General features: G+C 41.6%; 15 protein-coding genes. 4 read left to right on the forward strand and 11 right to left on the reverse strand.

Translation table 11 applies throughout. From position 1 onward, the window contains the following. Position 1 precedes the first annotated feature (1 nt). From ctaE to cyoE, 4 genes are all read right to left on the reverse strand, one after another. Positions 2-622: a cytochrome c oxidase subunit III gene (ctaE, locus tag B6A27_RS06890; RefSeq protein WP_066147087.1), complete on the reverse strand. Its 621-nt coding sequence runs from the start codon at positions 620-622 to the stop codon at positions 2-4. Then, entirely contained in the window at positions 622-2,478 is a 1,857-nt protein-coding gene (gene ctaD / locus B6A27_RS06895; protein ID WP_066147085.1) for a cytochrome c oxidase subunit I, read from the reverse strand. Before ctaD ends, ctaE begins: the two co-directional genes overlap by 1 nt. A 37-nt stretch (positions 2,479-2,515) precedes the next feature. Then, the gene (gene coxB / locus B6A27_RS06900; protein ID WP_066147082.1) at positions 2,516-3,583 is read right to left on the reverse strand and encodes a cytochrome c oxidase subunit II; all 1,068 of its coding nucleotides are present in this window, start codon (positions 3,581-3,583) and stop codon (positions 2,516-2,518) included. Positions 3,584-3,668: 85 nt separating this feature from the next. Further along, complete coding sequence (gene cyoE, locus B6A27_RS06905; RefSeq protein ID WP_080860940.1) at positions 3,669-4,586, reverse strand: heme o synthase; 918 nt, start codon at positions 4,584-4,586, stop codon at positions 3,669-3,671. A 436-nt stretch (positions 4,587-5,022) separates the two neighbouring features. Between cyoE and B6A27_RS06910 the strand changes: the two genes are divergently transcribed. Then, positions 5,023-5,988, forward strand: coding sequence for a COX15/CtaA family protein (locus B6A27_RS06910; RefSeq protein WP_139788081.1), 966 nt, complete (start codon positions 5,023-5,025; stop codon positions 5,986-5,988). Positions 5,989-5,999: 11 nt separating this feature from the next. On the opposite strand, the gene pyc is transcribed toward B6A27_RS06910, so the two are convergent. The 3 genes from pyc to B6A27_RS06925 form a co-directional block, all read right to left on the reverse strand. Continuing rightward, a complete protein-coding gene (pyc, locus tag B6A27_RS06915; RefSeq protein WP_080860944.1) occupies positions 6,000-9,443 on the reverse strand; it encodes a pyruvate carboxylase in 3,444 nt (1,147 codons plus the stop codon). A gap of 65 nt (positions 9,444-9,508) precedes the next feature. After that, positions 9,509-10,729: an FtsW/RodA/SpoVE family cell cycle protein gene (locus tag B6A27_RS06920; RefSeq protein ID WP_066147076.1), complete on the reverse strand. Its 1,221-nt coding sequence runs from the start codon at positions 10,727-10,729 to the stop codon at positions 9,509-9,511. A gap of 132 nt (positions 10,730-10,861) precedes the next feature. Next, positions 10,862-11,149 carry an Fpa/YlaN family protein gene (locus B6A27_RS06925; RefSeq protein ID WP_044746631.1) on the reverse strand — a complete coding sequence of 96 codons (288 nt, stop codon included), beginning with the start codon at positions 11,147-11,149 and terminating at the stop codon, positions 10,862-10,864. Between the two features lie 157 nt (positions 11,150-11,306). Between B6A27_RS06925 and B6A27_RS06930 the strand changes: the two genes are divergently transcribed. After that, the gene (locus tag B6A27_RS06930) at positions 11,307-11,801 is read left to right on the forward strand and encodes a hypothetical protein (RefSeq protein WP_066147074.1); all 495 of its coding nucleotides are present in this window, start codon (positions 11,307-11,309) and stop codon (positions 11,799-11,801) included. Between the two features lie 351 nt (positions 11,802-12,152). Here B6A27_RS06930 and B6A27_RS06935 read toward each other — a convergent pair whose 3' ends face one another. Then, positions 12,153-13,484 (reverse strand): PhoH family protein, encoded by a 1,332-nt coding sequence (locus tag B6A27_RS06935; protein WP_139788082.1) that lies wholly within the window; start codon positions 13,482-13,484, stop codon positions 12,153-12,155. Positions 13,485-13,617: 133 nt separating this feature from the next. On the opposite strand from B6A27_RS06935, the gene B6A27_RS06940 reads away from it, so the two are divergent. Beyond that, positions 13,618-14,214: a YhcN/YlaJ family sporulation lipoprotein gene (locus B6A27_RS06940; RefSeq protein WP_080861011.1), complete on the forward strand. Its 597-nt coding sequence runs from the start codon at positions 13,618-13,620 to the stop codon at positions 14,212-14,214. A gap of 29 nt (positions 14,215-14,243) precedes the next feature. Here B6A27_RS06940 and B6A27_RS06945 read toward each other — a convergent pair whose 3' ends face one another. Continuing rightward, a complete protein-coding gene (locus B6A27_RS06945) occupies positions 14,244-14,699 on the reverse strand; it encodes a pyridoxamine 5'-phosphate oxidase family protein (RefSeq protein ID WP_044746633.1) in 456 nt (151 codons plus the stop codon). 200 nt (positions 14,700-14,899) lie between these two features. Here B6A27_RS06945 and B6A27_RS06950 point away from each other — a divergent pair, with 200 nt between their 5' ends. Then, positions 14,900-15,100 (forward strand): YlaI family protein, encoded by a 201-nt coding sequence (locus tag B6A27_RS06950; protein WP_066401576.1) that lies wholly within the window; start codon positions 14,900-14,902, stop codon positions 15,098-15,100. Positions 15,101-15,320: 220 nt separating this feature from the next. Here B6A27_RS06950 and B6A27_RS06955 read toward each other — a convergent pair whose 3' ends face one another. Then, complete coding sequence (locus tag B6A27_RS06955; RefSeq protein ID WP_080860946.1) at positions 15,321-15,614, reverse strand: hypothetical protein; 294 nt, start codon at positions 15,612-15,614, stop codon at positions 15,321-15,323. 13 nt (positions 15,615-15,627) lie between these two features. After that, positions 15,628-15,945, reverse strand: coding sequence for a YlaH-like family protein (locus B6A27_RS06960; RefSeq protein WP_066147068.1), 318 nt, complete (start codon positions 15,943-15,945; stop codon positions 15,628-15,630). Positions 15,946-15,948: the final 3 nt, after the last annotated feature.

The following is a 15,948-nucleotide window of genomic DNA, read 5'->3' on the forward strand; positions in this document are numbered from 1 at the left end:
ATCACCCCACCATTCCCATTAAGTATACAACGGTAAAAATAAACACCCAGACAACGTCAATGAAGTGCCAATATAAACTTGCTACATAAAATTTTGGCGCATTGTACAAGTTTAAGCCTCTTTTCGCATTACGGATCATCAATGTTGAAATCCACAATAATCCGAATGCAACGTGGCCACCGTGTGTACCGACTAGCGTGTAGAATGCAGAAGCAAAAGCGCTTTTCGTAAACACATGTCCTTCATGAACATATTCATTAAATTCGTAAATTTCAAGCCCTAGGAAGCCGGCACCTAAGAGCAATGTAATTCCAAACCAAAGCTGCATTTTTTTAAAATCGAAATTTTTCATATGGTAGATCGCGTACACGCTCGTTAAGCTGCTTGTTAATAAAAGCATGGTAGCAACGAATACAAGCGGCATTTTAAACAATTCATCAGCAGATGGACCGCCAGCTGTTTTATCTCTTAGCGCCAAATAAGTGGCAAAGAGGGAGGCGAAGAGAACAGTCTCCCCCCCTAAGAATAGCCAAAAACCTAAAAATTTATTTTTCCCTTCAAGGGTGGCTTTTTCAGGCGATGCAGGAAACGTTTCTGCAGTCAATTTTTCTTCAACATGCATTATGCCTTAACCCCCTTTTCCGTTTCAAGGACTTCTTCCTTATGAATATGGAAGCCATGATCATCGACAACTGAACGTAAGAACATACAAATAAAGGTAATTAACAAGCCGCCTATTCCAACAAATAGGCTCCATGAATATTTTGCATGGTACATAAAACCAAATGCCGCAATAAATAAGCCAAGCGAGATCACAAATGGCAAAATTGAAGAATTCGGCATATGAATATCGCCTAAAGGTTCTGCTGGCGTTAAGCCTTTTTTGCCTTCCATTTTTTCAATCCATAACGCATCTAAACCACGCACAAGCGGCGTTTGAGCAAAGTTATACTCTGGAGGCGGAGAAGCAACAGCCCATTCAAGGGTACGTCCGTCTCCCCATGGATCTGCAGACACTTTTTCACCTTTCACAGATGTAATGACCACATTGATCAAAAGAATGATCGTTGCTGCGGCCATGAAAAAGGCTCCAACAGTACTAATAAAGTTCCCTGTTTCTAAGCCCTGCCCCGGTAAATATGTAAAGATACGTCGAGGCATCCCCATCAGTCCTAAGAAGTGCTGGATAAAGAATGTTAAATGGAAACCGATAAAGAATAACCAGAATGTAATTTTTCCAAGCGTTTCATTTAACATTTTTCCAAACATTTTTGGCCACCAATAATGAGCACCAGCCAACAAGGCAAAGACAACCCCGCCGACAATGACATAATGGAAGTGGGCAACAACGAAATAGCTATCATGGTATTGATAGTCTGCCGCAGCTGCCGCGTTCATAACCCCTGTTACTCCTCCCATGACGAAAGACGGGATGAAGGCTACAGCGTACATCATCGGTGTCGTAAACTTGATGCTTCCGCCCCACATTGTAAATAGCCAGTTGAAAATTTTAATACCTGTTGGAACGGCAATGGCCATCGTTGCCACAGCAAAAATAGCATTAGCAATTGGTCCTAAACCGGTTGTAAACATATGGTGTGCCCATACCATGAAGCCTAAAAACCCGATGAGCACCGTTGCAAATACCATTGAAGAATATCCGAATAAGCGTTTGCGTGAAAATGTCGCAAAAATTTCCGAGAAAATACCGAATGCTGGAAGCACGAGAATATATACTTCTGGGTGACCGAAAATCCAGAATAAATGCTCCCAAATAATCGTATTTCCTCCAGCCGCAGCATTGAAGAAATTACCCCCAAACAAACGATCCATCATCATTAAAACAAGACCAACTGTTAGTGGAGGAAACGCAAATAAGATGAGTGCAGATGTTACAAATGTCGCCCACGTAAACATCGGCATACGCATATATGTCATTCCAGGCGCTCTCATATTGATAATGGTAACAAGGAAGTTAATACCGCCTATCAAAGTTCCAATACCGGAAATCTGTAATCCAAGCACATAAAAATCAATACCGTGCCCTGGTGATTCAAGTGATAAGGATGCATATGAAGTCCATCCAGCATCAGGCGCTCCGCCTAAAAACCACGAACAGTTGAGGAACACGCCTCCAAAAAAGAACAACCAAAAGCCTAATGCATTTAAAAATGGGAATGCCACGTCACGAGCGCCAATTTGAATCGGCACAACCGCATTCATCATAGCGAACACAAGCGGCATGGCTGCCAAGAAAATCATCGTTGTACCATGCATCGTTAACACTTCGTTATACAAACCGCCAACTAAAAAGTCATTGTTCGGCTTAGCAAGCTGAATCCGAATAAATAATGCTTCAAGACCACCTACAAGAAAGAAAAGACCACCGGCAATTAAATAAAGGATGGCGATTTTCTTATGGTCGACCGTTGTAAGGTAGTCCCATATTAGGCTCTTTTTGCGAGCTACTGTACTCACGATTTAACCTCCCTTATCGATATAGATCCCCTTTATGTTACTCCACTTTTAAGCTCATTAAATATTTGGTTAGAGCATCAATCTGTGCGTCTGTTAATTTTCCATATGTACCCGTCATTTTGTTGCCAGGCTTCACACTGTCCGGGTCTTTTAACCATTTCTTTAAGTTCTCTTCATCATGCTTTAAGATACCAGCAATGCGTTCGCGATCGCCGAAATTGGCCAAGTTTGGCGCTGTACGTGCCTGTTCTGGACGCTTGTCAGCAGGAGTAACAGCATGACAGCCAATACAGCTCTTATTAAAGATTTCTTCGCCTTCTTTTGCGACTGCGTCTGTTGCAGCTGGTTTGGCATTTTTCATTTTTTCTACCCATTGGTCAAACTCTTTTCGAGGAAGTGGTTTCACCTTAAAATCCATTAAAGCATGTGATGGACCGCAAAGCTCGGCACACTTTCCATAGAAAACCCCTTTAGCCTTGTCTGCAGCTTTCTGATCAAACTCCAACCAAAATTGGTTGTTGTTCTCCACGTTTGTATCCAATTTTCCGCCCACGGCAGGAATCCAGAACGAGTGCTTCACATCAGAAGACTTGAGATTAAAGTATACACGTTCATCAGTCGGAACGACTAAATCTTGGCTTGTGATAATCCCATAATCAGGATATTCGAATTCCCACCAATAAAGATTGGCGCGCACATTGACGACGACAGTATTCTTATCGCGTTTTTCTTTGTTCATCGGCTTTACATCAGAAAGCTTAAATGTCGCCGAAACTGTCGGTACCGCCAAAATAATTAACAAGAGAATCGGAATAACAGTCCAAATAATTTCAAGCTTATGACTTCCTTCTACTTGCTTAGGAATCTTATTCTCTTCACCTTTACGTCGTCTGAAGCGAATCACAACGTAGATGAAGATAATCGTTACAACAACAATAACAAGCACCATAATGGCTGTGCTAAGCAGCATGAGCGAATACTGCATGTCTGCTACTTCGCCGGCTGGCTGAAGCGCTGATAAAAACGGCTTGCCGCAGCCGGCTAACAGAAGCGCCATTACACTAAAAAGAGAAAATAAGCGCCAATTGAGTAGCCATTTCTTCATAGCCTAATCAAACCCCTCTTTCAATATTAGATAAAGTATATGAATTCTTTCTCTAAATAAAAGTAGAAAGAATTATAAACTTGTGTTAGTCGATTGCGCAAATAACCATCGCTACAAATAAGATAGTTAAATAGTTCAAAGAATAAACAAACATCCATTTTGCCCATTTCAAATCATCTTTCATTTTAAATCCATAAAGTCCTAACGTTAGCCATCCTACATTTAGCAATGTAGCAATGATAAGAAATGGAATTCCTAATGAAAACAAATAAAATGGAAGCGGCAGCAAGCAAGCAACCCAAATCACAATTTGGCGCTTGGTCATCGCAAAGCCATGAACAACAGGTAGCATGGGAATGCCTGCTGCGCGATATTCCTCGCAGCGCTTCATCGCTAAAGCTAAAAAATGTGGCGGTTGCCATAAAAACATCAATAAGAACAGCACAAATGGAACAACATGAAAGTGCGGATCGACAGCTGTCCAGCCAATTAAAGGCGGCACAGCGCCAGAAAAGCTTCCAATCACTGTATTTAAGGTGTTGTTCCTTTTTGACCACATTGTATATAGAAATACATAAGTAGCTACACCAATTAAACCAATTACGGCCGCTGCCAATGTCGTCATTAGCAAACTAAGCGTTCCCACAGATGTCAACAAAACGCCTAGCCATAAAACCCGTTTGGGCTCCATTGTGCCTTTGACAGTCGGTCTTGTCTTTGTCCGCTCCATCAAATGATCGATATCGCGATCAATAAAGTTATTTAAACTGCAAGCTCCTGCAATGACAAGAGCTGAACCAAATAAAGTAAAAAAGACCGTTTGAAGATTTTCTAAAAAACCTTCTCCTGTAAAATAAAACGCTAACCACAGTCCAGTAAATGCTGTAATTAAATTGGAATTCACGATGCCAATTTTGATGACCGAAAGAAAATCCTTCCAAACAGTAGTGACCTTTATCTCCTCTACCTCTTCACGAACTTGAGTGGCCGCTTCATTTGCCATTATTAATTCCTCCTTACGTTCCCCGTTCCAACTTTAGAAGCGCAGGCAACATGAATACGTTTTCAAGCATTATGCAATATCTTAAATATCTTAACGTATTTTAACACATTTTTCACTGTTAATCATTTCTTTATATATTAAATCACATTTTTTTAGCGAATTGTGAATTTTTTTTGAATAATTTGTGTCAAATTTTTGAATGTCATGTCACTTTTTACATCCATCCATTATTATTTCTAACAGACTCACGATGAACATTCAATATTTTTTGCATTCGCTGTTCAATAAGCATTCATTTGTGTTTCGATGCGGCTATGGTGTACAATAGTGTTGCCTGTCGAGATTGCTCTCACTTATCTGCTTTGTGTAGATAAGCATATGCTTTACTAGATTATTGACAAAATCAATATTTTCTAATACAAGTGGGTGAAGAATTTTGCAACGCACTTTAAAATGGTTTGCTACAACAACAACGATTGCCATGCTATTTGTATTAATCGGGGGGGCATTAGTTACAAAAACAGAATCCGGAATGGGCTGCGGGCGTTCCTGGCCCCTTTGCAACGGCCAACTCATTCCATCGACGATTACCCCAGAACTGGTAATTGAGCTCAGTCACCGACTAGTATCTGGCCTTGCCGGGGTGATGGTGCTCGTTCTCTCGGTTTGGACTTGGCGAACAATCGGCCACATTCGTGAAACAAAATTTTTGGCGAGCGTTTCTTTTATCTTTCTTGTTCTTCAAGGACTCATCGGCGCAGCGGCGGTCGTATGGGGACAATCCGCTGCTGTCCTTGCCCTTCATTTCGGCATCTCGCTTATTTCGTTCGCCTCTGTTTTTCTACTTACGCTGCTTATTTTTGAGGTCGATAAGAAGTTTGACGCCGATTCCTTGATCATTGATCGCAAAATGAAGGTTCATATTTATGGCATTATCGCTTACTGCTATATTGTGGTTTATACAGGAGCGCTTGTACGTCATAAACAAGCAAGTTTAGCTTGTCCCAGCTGGCCGCTTTGCGCCAAAACGCGTCCGTTTCCTGTCCAGCTTCACGAATGGATTCAAATGGGACACCGTCTTGCCGCTGGCTTGATTATTATTTGGATTTTGTTCGCTACGATTCGTGCGATTAGATACCACAAACATCAACGTGTGATTTACTGGGGATGGATCGCATCTCTCGTTCTTGTCCTGTTGCAAATGATCACCGGTGCACTGATTATTTTTACACAATTAAATTTATACATTGCGCTCGCTCACGGATTTTTCATTTCCTGCTTATTCGGTATCCTTAGCTATTTATTGCTTCTGGCAACAAGAAGCAAACGAAACGAACAACAGCTATCCTTGCATAAGCAATCTGTCATTGGCATAAAAAAAACAGGCGCTAGAACCTCCTAGCGCCTGTTTTTTTATTTAGTTAATTCAATTAATAAATCTCCTGCCTGAATCGCATCTCCATTTTTCACATAAATATCTTTCACTGTTCCTGAGAATGGTGCTTGTACAGTTGTTTCCATTTTCATTGCCTCTGTTATCATTAAATGATCGCCTTTATTCACCTTTTCTCCTTGCTCCACAAGCACTTTTACAACCGTACCAGGCATTGTCGCTGCAATATGGTTTGGATTGCTTTTATCTGCTTTAATCCGTTCCGCAACGGCAGCTTTAATACTCTCATCGCGTATGACAACCTCGCGCGGCTGACCGTTTAATTCGAAATAAACGATGCGTGTTCCATCCGCCTGCGGCTGTCCGATCGATACAAGCTTCACAATGAGCGTTTTCCCTTTCTCAATTTCTACTTCAATTTCTTCACCAAGTCTCATCCCGTAAAGGAAGGTTGGCGTATCAAGAACGGAAATATCGCCAAATTTATCAACCGTCTGTGTATACTCTACGAACACTTTTGGATAAAGTGCATAAGCAATCGCATCAAAATCAGTCACTTGTCTTCCTAACATATGGAATAGCTCTTGCTTCATTTTTTCAAAATCCACTGGTTCAAGCAATTCGCCCGGTCTGACAGTAATCGGTTCGCGCCCTTTTAAAATAATGCGTTGTAGCTCCTTTGGAAAGCCGCCTGGCATTTGTCCCAAATATCCTTCAAATAGTTCAACGACAGAATCAGGAAAATCGAGCACTTCTCCGCGCTCGTAAATATCTTTTTCCGTCAAATGGTTTTGCACCATATAAAGCGCCATATCTCCTACCACTTTAGAAGAAGGGGTCACTTTCACGATATCGCCAAACAGGTCGTTTACACGACGGTACATCTCTTTTACTTCATCCCAACGATCACCAAGTCCCACCGCTTTCGCTTGCTGCTGCAGATTGCTATATTGACCGCCAGGCATTTCATGTCTGTATACTTCTGTATGTGGAGCGTTCATGCCGCTTTCAAACTCTTGATAAAAGCTGCGCACATCCTCCCAGTAGCGGGATAAGTGCTCCAAGCCTTCAATGTTAACCTCTGGAGCGCGCTCTGTTCCTTCTAGCGCATAATATAGCGTATTCGCGCTCGGCTGCGATGTTAATCCTGCCATTGAGCTAACGGCTACATCGACGATATCAACTCCTGCCTCGATGGCTCTCGCATACATATAAATGCCATTGCCGCTCGTATCATGTGTATGAAGATGGATCGGAATATGAACCGTTTCTTTTAAAGCGGAAATGAGGGCATAAGCAGCTTGCGGTTTTAAAAGCCCCGCCATATCTTTAATCGCCAAAATATGAGCTCCTGCCTGTTCAAGTTCTTTTGCTAGCTCTTTATAATACCCAAGACTATATTTTGGTCGATTCGGATCAAAAATATCTCCCGTATAACAAATGGCAGCCTCAGCGATTTTCCCAGTTTGTCTAACGGCATCAATCGCCACAGTCATTCCTTTGACCCAGTTTAAGCTGTCGAAAATGCGAAAAACATCAATTCCTGCTTGTGCTGATTTTTCAACAAACTCGCGAATGACATTATCCGGATAGTTTTTATAGCCAACTGCATTCGCTGAGCGCAACAGCATTTGAAACAATATGTTCGGAATTCGCTCGCGCAGCTTTAATAGGCGATCCCAAGGATCCTCTTTTAAGAAGCGGTAGGCAACATCAAACGTTGCTCCTCCCCACATTTCAAGCGAAAATAAATTAGGCAATAGATGCGCAGTCGGTTCAGCAATATGGAGTAAATCCGTAGTCCGCACGCGCGTAGCAAGCAACGATTGATGAGCGTCACGGAATGTCGTATCTGTGAGCAGCACTTGATTTTGCTCTTTAATCCAACTGACAAGTCCCTCTGCGCCTCTCTCATCTAAAATTTGCTTTGTGCCATGAGCAAGCGGCTGTAACGGATCAATTTTTGGAATTCGTGGCTTTTCAAAAACCGGTTTCTTTTTCTTTCCAATTCCAGGAAAACCATTCACCGTTACATTTCCGATATAGGTGAGCATTTTGGTTCCCCTGTCTTTTCTTTTCGGGAAGACAAAAAGCTCTGGCGTCGTATCAATAAACGATGTATCGTACTCTCCAGATAAAAACTTTGGATGTTGTACAACGTTTTCCAAGAAAGGGATATTGGTTTTTATTCCGCGAATGCGGAATTCGCGCAAGTTGCGCAACATCTTTCTGGCTGCTTGCTCGAAAGTCAGCGCCCATGTTGATAATTTCACAAGCAAAGAGTCATAATACGGCGTAATGACTGCGCCTTGGAATCCGTTTCCGGCATCCAACCGCACGCCAAAGCCACCGCCTGAACGGTAGGCCATAATTTTTCCCGTATCAGGCATGAAGTTGTTTAGTGGATCCTCCGTCGTCACCCGTGATTGAATGGCATAGCCGTTAATTTGAATATCCTCTTGCTGAGGGATACCGATTTGTTCACTGTGCAATGAATGGCCTTCCGCAATTAAAATTTGCGACTGGACAATATCGACTCCCGTAATCATCTCCGTAATCGTGTGCTCTACCTGAACACGCGGATTTACTTCGATAAAATAAAATTGGTCTCCTGCAACAAGAAATTCGACTGTTCCCGCATTGACATACGCAACATTTTTCATTAGTTTGACCGCCGCTTCACAAATACGTTGGCGAAGCTCGGCCGATAACGAGACGCTCGGAGCGATTTCAACAACCTTTTGATGACGGCGCTGTACCGAACAATCCCTATCATACAGATGCACAATATTTCCATCGTAGTCCCCTAAAATTTGAACTTCGATATGCTTCGGATTTTCAATTAGCTTCTCAACATATACCTCATCGCTACCAAATGCTGCTTTTGCTTCTGATTTTGCACGTTCATAAGCTTCTTTCACCTCTGCTTTTGAACGCACAATCCGCATGCCGCGGCCGCCTCCGCCCAAAGCAGCTTTAATAATGATTGGGTAGCCATGCTGCTCGCCAAAGCGAACCACTTCTTCCAAGCTATGTACGGGACCATCGCTTCCAGGAATGACCGGAATACCGGCTAATTCTGCTTGACGGCGGGCTTTTACTTTATCACCGAACATATCTAAATGTTCTTCATTCGGTCCAATAAAAACGATTCCTTCCTCTTTGCATCGTTTGGCAAACTGAATGTTTTCCGAAAGGAATCCGTATCCCGGATGAATCGCATCGACATCATGCGCCTTCGCAATTTCAATAATTCCTTCGATATCCAAATAGGCTTCGATCGGCTTTTTGCCTTCTCCAACTAAATAGGCCTCATCTGCTTTATAGCGGTGATAAGAGCCGGCATCCTCTTTTGAGTAAATCGCAACGGTTCGAATGCCTAGCTCATTGCAGGCGCGAAAAACACGAATCGCGATTTCGCCGCGGTTTGCTACTAATACTTTCTGAATTCGACGTGTACTCATTTTTTTGTTCCTCTCCTCCTTTCTAATAAAACTATAACGGTTTTGCAAATTTGTAAATATGCTTTCTAAAAAGTCAGACCTCTTTTTAACGGTTTTTTTGCATGATCAACGTGTTGTTCTTTATGTTTATACTTCGCTTCATATTTAACAAACATCGAAATATTGACCATAATCCCAAGCGATGTCATAAAAAGAATGAGCGCAGACCCTCCGTAGCTTACTAAAGGCAAAGGGACACCTGTGATCGGAATCAAACCTGTTACACCTCCAACATTGATGAACGTTTGAATTCCAATCATCGAAGAAATACCAATAGCAAGCAAGCTGCCAAACGCATCATTGCATTTTCTGGCAATCATGAATCCCTTTAGAACAATAAAAGCTAGCAGCAGCAGAACAAAAGCCACCCCAAATAAACCTAATTCCTCCGCGATCACTGCGATAATAAAATCGGTATGCGACTCAGGCAAATACCCATACTTCTGAATACTTTGCCCTAATCCCAGCCCTTTTAATCCGCCAAGGCCAATCGCCAAATATGAATTCACCAATTGAAATCCCTCATCGTCTGCATACTTAAATGGATTAACAAAGCTATAAAACCGCGACAACCGTTCTGGAGAAAAAATTTCATCCCAAATAAACGGAAGCGAAACAGGAGCGACCACCGCTGCCACCATCATAAAAAACAGCAGCTGCTTCCACAGCAAACGAAAGCTTAAACCCGACGATAAAATCACACAAGAAGCAATCAGCAACACAATCATGGCTGTTCCAAAATCGGGCTGAATGGCAATAAGAAAGCAGATCCATAGTGTATAATAAATTGGAAATAACTGTCCTTTAACCGGTTCCGCCAGCTTTTTTTGCTTATTGGCAAATACTGCTGCCAAATAAATAAGCAAGCTTAACTTGACAAGCTCAGCAGGCTGAATGCTAAAGAATCCGAGTTTAAACCAGCTTGTGGCATTATTGGCAGTATGGCCGAGAAATGCCACAGCAATTAAAAGGATCGGAGAAGCAAAAAAGATCCCTTGAATGACTTTTTTCCCCATCCATACCTTATAAGGAACAAGCATCGTGATTAAAAAACAAATTCCTGAGGCAGCCAACCACATTTTTTGTTTTTGAAAAAAGTAATCGCTTGCCACTCCATAACGTGTAACCGCTGCGACCATACTTGAGCTGTATACCATAACCAATCCAAATATCGCCAGCATCCAAACGGCAATGATCAGCGGATAATCATATGATTTAACAATATTCTTAAAGAGTTGTTTATTCATCTTTCCTCTTCCCTACCAAATGTTATACTATAGTTACTAAGAAACATTCGTAATAAGATTGCGTTTTCCTTCCAAAAACGCAAAAACTCAAACGATTGCCGCAAATTCAACCGTTTGAGTTCATGTTTATCATTATCGTACGCGTTTTTTTGTAGAAGCTTCATGAAGCATTGAAAGCTCCCGTTCCAATGTATCAAGAATCGCTTTTCCATCCTTTGCATCGACCAGCCCCAACCGAATCGCAAAATCAATTTCACGCGATAAACCAAACATTTGCGTGTCAAGTACTTCTTCGTAAAGAGGGCACTGGGGCATTGTCAAGTTATCCATTTGCACTTGAATGAGCTTAACAATCTTATCCGCGTCTGTTTTAAGAAGCGCGTACGCTTTTTCACGATAATTAATCGTATCGTCCGTCACATCGATCCCTCCGTTCTCCCCTAATCCTTCTATAAATCTTAACGTGAATCGAAAAATTTTGCAAGATGAAAGACTTGTCACAAATGATCGGACATGACAAAATATTCATTTATCATTATACTAAAAACAGTACAAGATGAAAGAGGAGAGAGCAGCTATGGATCGTATTATTCCAATTAAAGGTAAGGTTAAGTTTTCCATAACCTTGGATCCCGGTGTATGGATTTTTGATGACCGCAAAGTTGACTTGCATACTTACTTTTCAGGACAGACAGAAAAAGCCGAAAAAGAGGATGAAATTCAAAAAATATCGGCATACTGGGACCGAGAAATTCAAGAAGGCGCATATTTTCCGCCAACCCTAAAAACAGAAAAGAAATTTGTCAAAGAAAAGATCATTACTGGAACATTCGGAATGCCGCTCGCTCCATTTTTAAACAATGCCGAAGTGCTAGATGATGCAACAGAGCTAATGATTGTCACCGACAACGGTAAATTCACAATTCCGCTTCAACAAGCCTACCAACTTGTTCTCGGCTTTTCGAAAGATGGAAAGCCTTTAAAAGAAGATGGGCCTGTCCACGTATATTTCGGAGACGGCTCAAACCAGAACACCCCCATCACTCATGTACGTGAGTTGATCATTCAGTGATACCGGCCATCGCAGCTGTCCGTTGCTGACGGACAGCTGCGATGGTAGACAAAGTCCATTTTGAATTTGTCTACCATCCTTTATCCAGCATAAGGACATAAGTGAATGGATTTTAGATTTGTGTTGATGCCCCAGTAAAAACGAAGGGATATCACTCGCTGCTTCCTAGCTTTTCTGCCGAAGCCGGCAAGCCCTTTATGAACAACGAACGCTTTGCGGGCCATTCCGTTGCCTGCTGGGGTTCCTGTTCGGGAGAAGAGGCAGAAAAAGCTGGGGATTGAACTAGGACAATCAGCAGTTTTTAGTAAAACAATGAATAAGCAGCACTTGTGATTTTATGAAGTATTTATATCATAGTAAATCAGCGGCAAGCTGCGCTAATCCAGAACGTTCCCCTTTGATTAAGCGAACATGACCAGCAATCTTTTGCTCTTTAAATTTTTCCACGACATATGTTAACCCATTGTTGTATTCATCTAAATATGGATGGTCAATTTGCTCTGGATCGCCCATTAAAATAATTTTGCTTTTCTCACCAACGCGCGTAAGGATTGTTTTCACCTCATGCTTTGTTAGATTTTGCGCTTCATCAATAATAATAAACTGCTCAGGCAAGCTGCGGCCGCGTATATACGTGAGTGCTTCCACTTCAATGGAGCTCATGCCGGCTAAAATCGCATCAAGCTCTCCAGGCTTTTTTGTGTTAAATAAATATTCAAGGTTATCAAAAATCGGCTGCATCCACGGCCTCAATTTTTCTTGCTTTTCTCCCGGCAAAAATCCGATATCCTTGCCAACCGGAACAATTGGTCTTGCTACAAGCAGTTTCTTATATGTTCCCAAATCTTCTGTCTGCATCAATCCGGCTGCTAATGCAAGGAGCGTTTTTCCTGTTCCAGCCTTGCCAATAAGAGTGACAAGCGAAACATCCTTGCGCATGAGCAGTTCAAATGCCATCGTTTGCTGAACATTGCGCGGACGAATCCCCCACACATGATCATAATGGAAAAGCAGCTTCTTCACTTTTTTTCCGGAGTGATCAACAATGCCAATAGCCGATGCTGAGCTGCCAAGCGCATCTTTGATAATAATAAACTGGTTTGGATAAAATGGATGGTTGGCGATTTCCGAAAGAACAATTTCGCCCTTTTCATAAAATCGTTTTAAATGGTCCATGCTGATATACAGTTCAAGAAAGCCTGTATAAATGTGATCGATATCAACCACACGATCGCTCAAAAAATCCTCTGCCTGCAATCCAATGGCATCCGCTTTCACGCGAACAAGCGCATCTTTACTTACTAAAATCACTAAACGCCCATTTTCTTTTGTTTGCTCTTCAAGAGATAAATTTTTCGCAACCGCTAAAATACGATTATCATTCGTTTTTTCAACGAAGATTTCTTGCAATTGATGAAAGGAGCGATGATTCAATTCAATACGCAGCACTCCTCCATTATCAAGTAAAATTTTTTCATGCAGCTTTCCATTTTCTCGCAAGCGGTCAATCAGTTTCGATACTTGCCGCGCATTTCTCCCAACCTCATCCATATATCGCTTTTTTGAATCCACTTCTTCTAACACAACAGCAGGAATGACCACTTCATTGTCTTCAAATGAAAAAATGGAGTAAGGATCTTGCAAAAGTACGTTAGTATCAAGTACATATATTTTATTCCCCAAATTTCCACGCCCCCATTTCATTATATTGGTTAAATTTTTTTGGACGGGATTGATGTTATATACTATGAGCCAATGTATAAAGATAGAAGGTGATTCACAAAATAAAGTTAAAAACATTAGAGGTGCTTAAATGATGAATGCTCGCTCTTTTTTCAGCGTTATCCTTCCTTTTTTTGTTCTGATGGGATGCAGCATGAGTAATGACAAACAAGAAATACCAAATCGCTCCTTTGTTCATGTGAAAAATACAACGAATGAAAAGATTGAAAATAAATCCGGCCAGCAAATTGCCCATCATTTAGCCGATTTAGCAGACCGCGTTCCGAATGTGAATGATGCAACAGCTCTCATCGTCGGAAAATATGCGATTGTAGGGATCGATATTAATGATAATATGGATACTTCACGCGTCGGTACAATTAAGTATTCGGTGGCTGAAGCTTTGCAAAAAGATCCTTACGGGGCCAATTCGATTATTATTGCTGATCCCGATTTATATGCACGATTAAAAAATATCGTCCGCCAAGTCGACAATGGACGGCCTGTACAAGCTTTTATGAACGAAATTGCTGCTATTGTAGGTCGGGTAATGCCAGAAATTCCAAGCGATTTATTGCAAACGAAAAATCCTTCACCGACTAATACAAATGACTCCGAGTTAAACAAGCAGGAGGAAAAACAGCTCAATCAGCGTCAGGATAAGCAATCGAACCATTACTTAAACAAATAGAGCCTAGCCGAAATTGGCTAAGCTCTTTTTTATGCATTCCGTAGCGCTGTCATCACTTGATTATCCAACTTGGCAGCAGCCTGCGCATCATAGGTTTTTTCATACTTCGGCTCCACCGAGATTTTTGAGCCATAAAACATAACATCGCGCACTTCCACAATATCCAACTCCACTAATGCAAGCTTCAGAGGCACTCCTTCCATTTTCTCGGCTTTAATGCTCGCTCGGCCGCTGATGGCATAAGTCGATTCATTCGCGATAACATTTACAACAACAAGAGGATTTTTCTGGATATTTTTCACAATCCGTGAACGATTATCAACAGCAAAATAAAGACGCTCTTCGTCCGGCGCGAAAATCCAAGAAATTGAACTCACATTCGGGCCTCCTGTTTCGTGATCGATTGTCGCAAGCGTGACAAATCGTTCCTTTTGCAGTGCTTGAAACAGCGGTTCAATTAGCTTTTTCTCTACTGCATTTGCCATGAAAAATTCCTCCCAAATGTTCATTATGTTTTAATCATACCCATTTTCTCCAAAAAGGAAAAGAGAAATGATATAATGAAAATAAAAGCGCGAAGATAAGCATCGGAATATGGCTTGGATTAAAGCCTCTCTGTTGCGCAACTGCGTTCCCTACCGATGATATGCAAATAAAAGACTGACTTGAACTAACGAGGTGGATGATGAGAGTTAAATGTGTTCTCTGTGAGCAAATGGATACCATTGATGATGAATCCCTGCTTGCCAAACGGCTGCGCAACCGTCCAATTCATACATATATGTGCGAACAATGCCACGAACGGATTGCGGAAAAAACAAAAGCGCGGCTTGCGACAGGAAAATTCCGCATCTATCGTTCATCAGAATCACATGATGAATGGTAAAAAGCACCGGATGCCGGTGCTTTTTTGTTATTTCGCTAAAACAAAAGTTCATTATCGTCTCTTCCTCGACCGTCAAGAAATGCGGATTCTACTTTATAACTGGGCTATAAATCCAATGCATGCGTTGAAGCAGACTAAAAACACAAGAAGCATGGCTTACGACGGAAACCGATGACGGACGATCCGTTTTCTCTGCTCGGATCATATAAAGCGTCCGTTCTCATCTATCCTTAGGATAGTTCGTATATTTTTCGGGCTCGCTTTGAATTTGCTCAAGCATCCCTTCAATGAATTCGACCGGAAACCGTGTGGCTTGCTCTTTTCCGCCTTTTTGGTAACTCACAATGTACATTTCTTCTTCTTTTACAAAAGCTACCTTTTCGATTTGAAAGTCAATCTTTAATATATTTTTAAAAAGTTGTGCCGTGTCTTGTGCAGCATGGTCTTCAGGCCGGGCATCCGCCACCACTTGAATCGTCAACCAATTGTACAGGGCATCTTGTAATGATTTCATGATTTTACCGCTCCTACTCACCGGCATTCATTTTTTGCTGCTGCGACTGACGCAAGCGAATCTTATAAATAATCAATACAATGGCCGCTATCACCAGTCCTTCAGCAATCGGCAAAAAGACAGCGAAAAATGTTAAAATGGTACAGCCGAGCGCAAGCAGAACATAAATAATGACGTTTTTTAACAAAGGAAGCTGTTTAGCAAAACCAAGACGATAAACAATAGCCGATAAAATAAAAACCGTGATATAAAGAAGCCACATTCCCCGTTCGGGATTGTCATGCACCTGATATAACGAAGCAAAAAAGGAAAGCCGCTCCATCACATTCATCCT

The sequence above is a fragment of the Anoxybacillus sp. UARK-01 genome (genome assembly GCF_002075365.1).
Classification (GTDB): domain Bacteria; phylum Bacillota; class Bacilli; order Bacillales; family Anoxybacillaceae; genus Anoxybacteroides; species Anoxybacteroides rupiense.

Excerpts from the sequence above, each read along its gene's own strand:
- B6A27_RS06960 (WP_066147068.1), bottom strand. The coding sequence starts at position 15,945 with ATGAATGTGATGGAGCGGCTTTCCTTTTTTGCTTCGTTATATCAGGTG.
- B6A27_RS06940 (WP_080861011.1), top strand. The coding sequence starts at position 13,618 with ATGAATGCTCGCTCTTTTTTCAGCGTTATCCTTCCTTTTTTTGTTCTG.
- B6A27_RS06920 (WP_066147076.1), bottom strand. The coding sequence starts at position 10,729 with ATGAATAAACAACTCTTTAAGAATATTGTTAAATCATATGATTATCCG.
- B6A27_RS06955 (WP_080860946.1), bottom strand. The coding sequence starts at position 15,614 with ATGAAATCATTACAAGATGCCCTGTACAATTGGTTGACGATTCAAGTG.
- B6A27_RS06950 (WP_066401576.1), top strand. The coding sequence starts at position 14,900 with ATGAGAGTTAAATGTGTTCTCTGTGAGCAAATGGATACCATTGATGAT.
- B6A27_RS06945 (WP_044746633.1), bottom strand. The coding sequence starts at position 14,699 with ATGGCAAATGCAGTAGAGAAAAAGCTAATTGAACCGCTGTTTCAAGCA.
- cyoE (WP_080860940.1), bottom strand. The coding sequence starts at position 4,586 with ATGGCAAATGAAGCGGCCACTCAAGTTCGTGAAGAGGTAGAGGAGATA.
- pyc (WP_080860944.1), bottom strand. The coding sequence starts at position 9,443 with ATGAGTACACGTCGAATTCAGAAAGTATTAGTAGCAAACCGCGGCGAA.
- B6A27_RS06930 (WP_066147074.1), top strand. The coding sequence starts at position 11,307 with ATGGATCGTATTATTCCAATTAAAGGTAAGGTTAAGTTTTCCATAACC.
- ctaE (WP_066147087.1), bottom strand. The coding sequence starts at position 622 with ATGCATGTTGAAGAAAAATTGACTGCAGAAACGTTTCCTGCATCGCCT.
- coxB (WP_066147082.1), bottom strand. The coding sequence starts at position 3,583 with ATGAAGAAATGGCTACTCAATTGGCGCTTATTTTCTCTTTTTAGTGTA.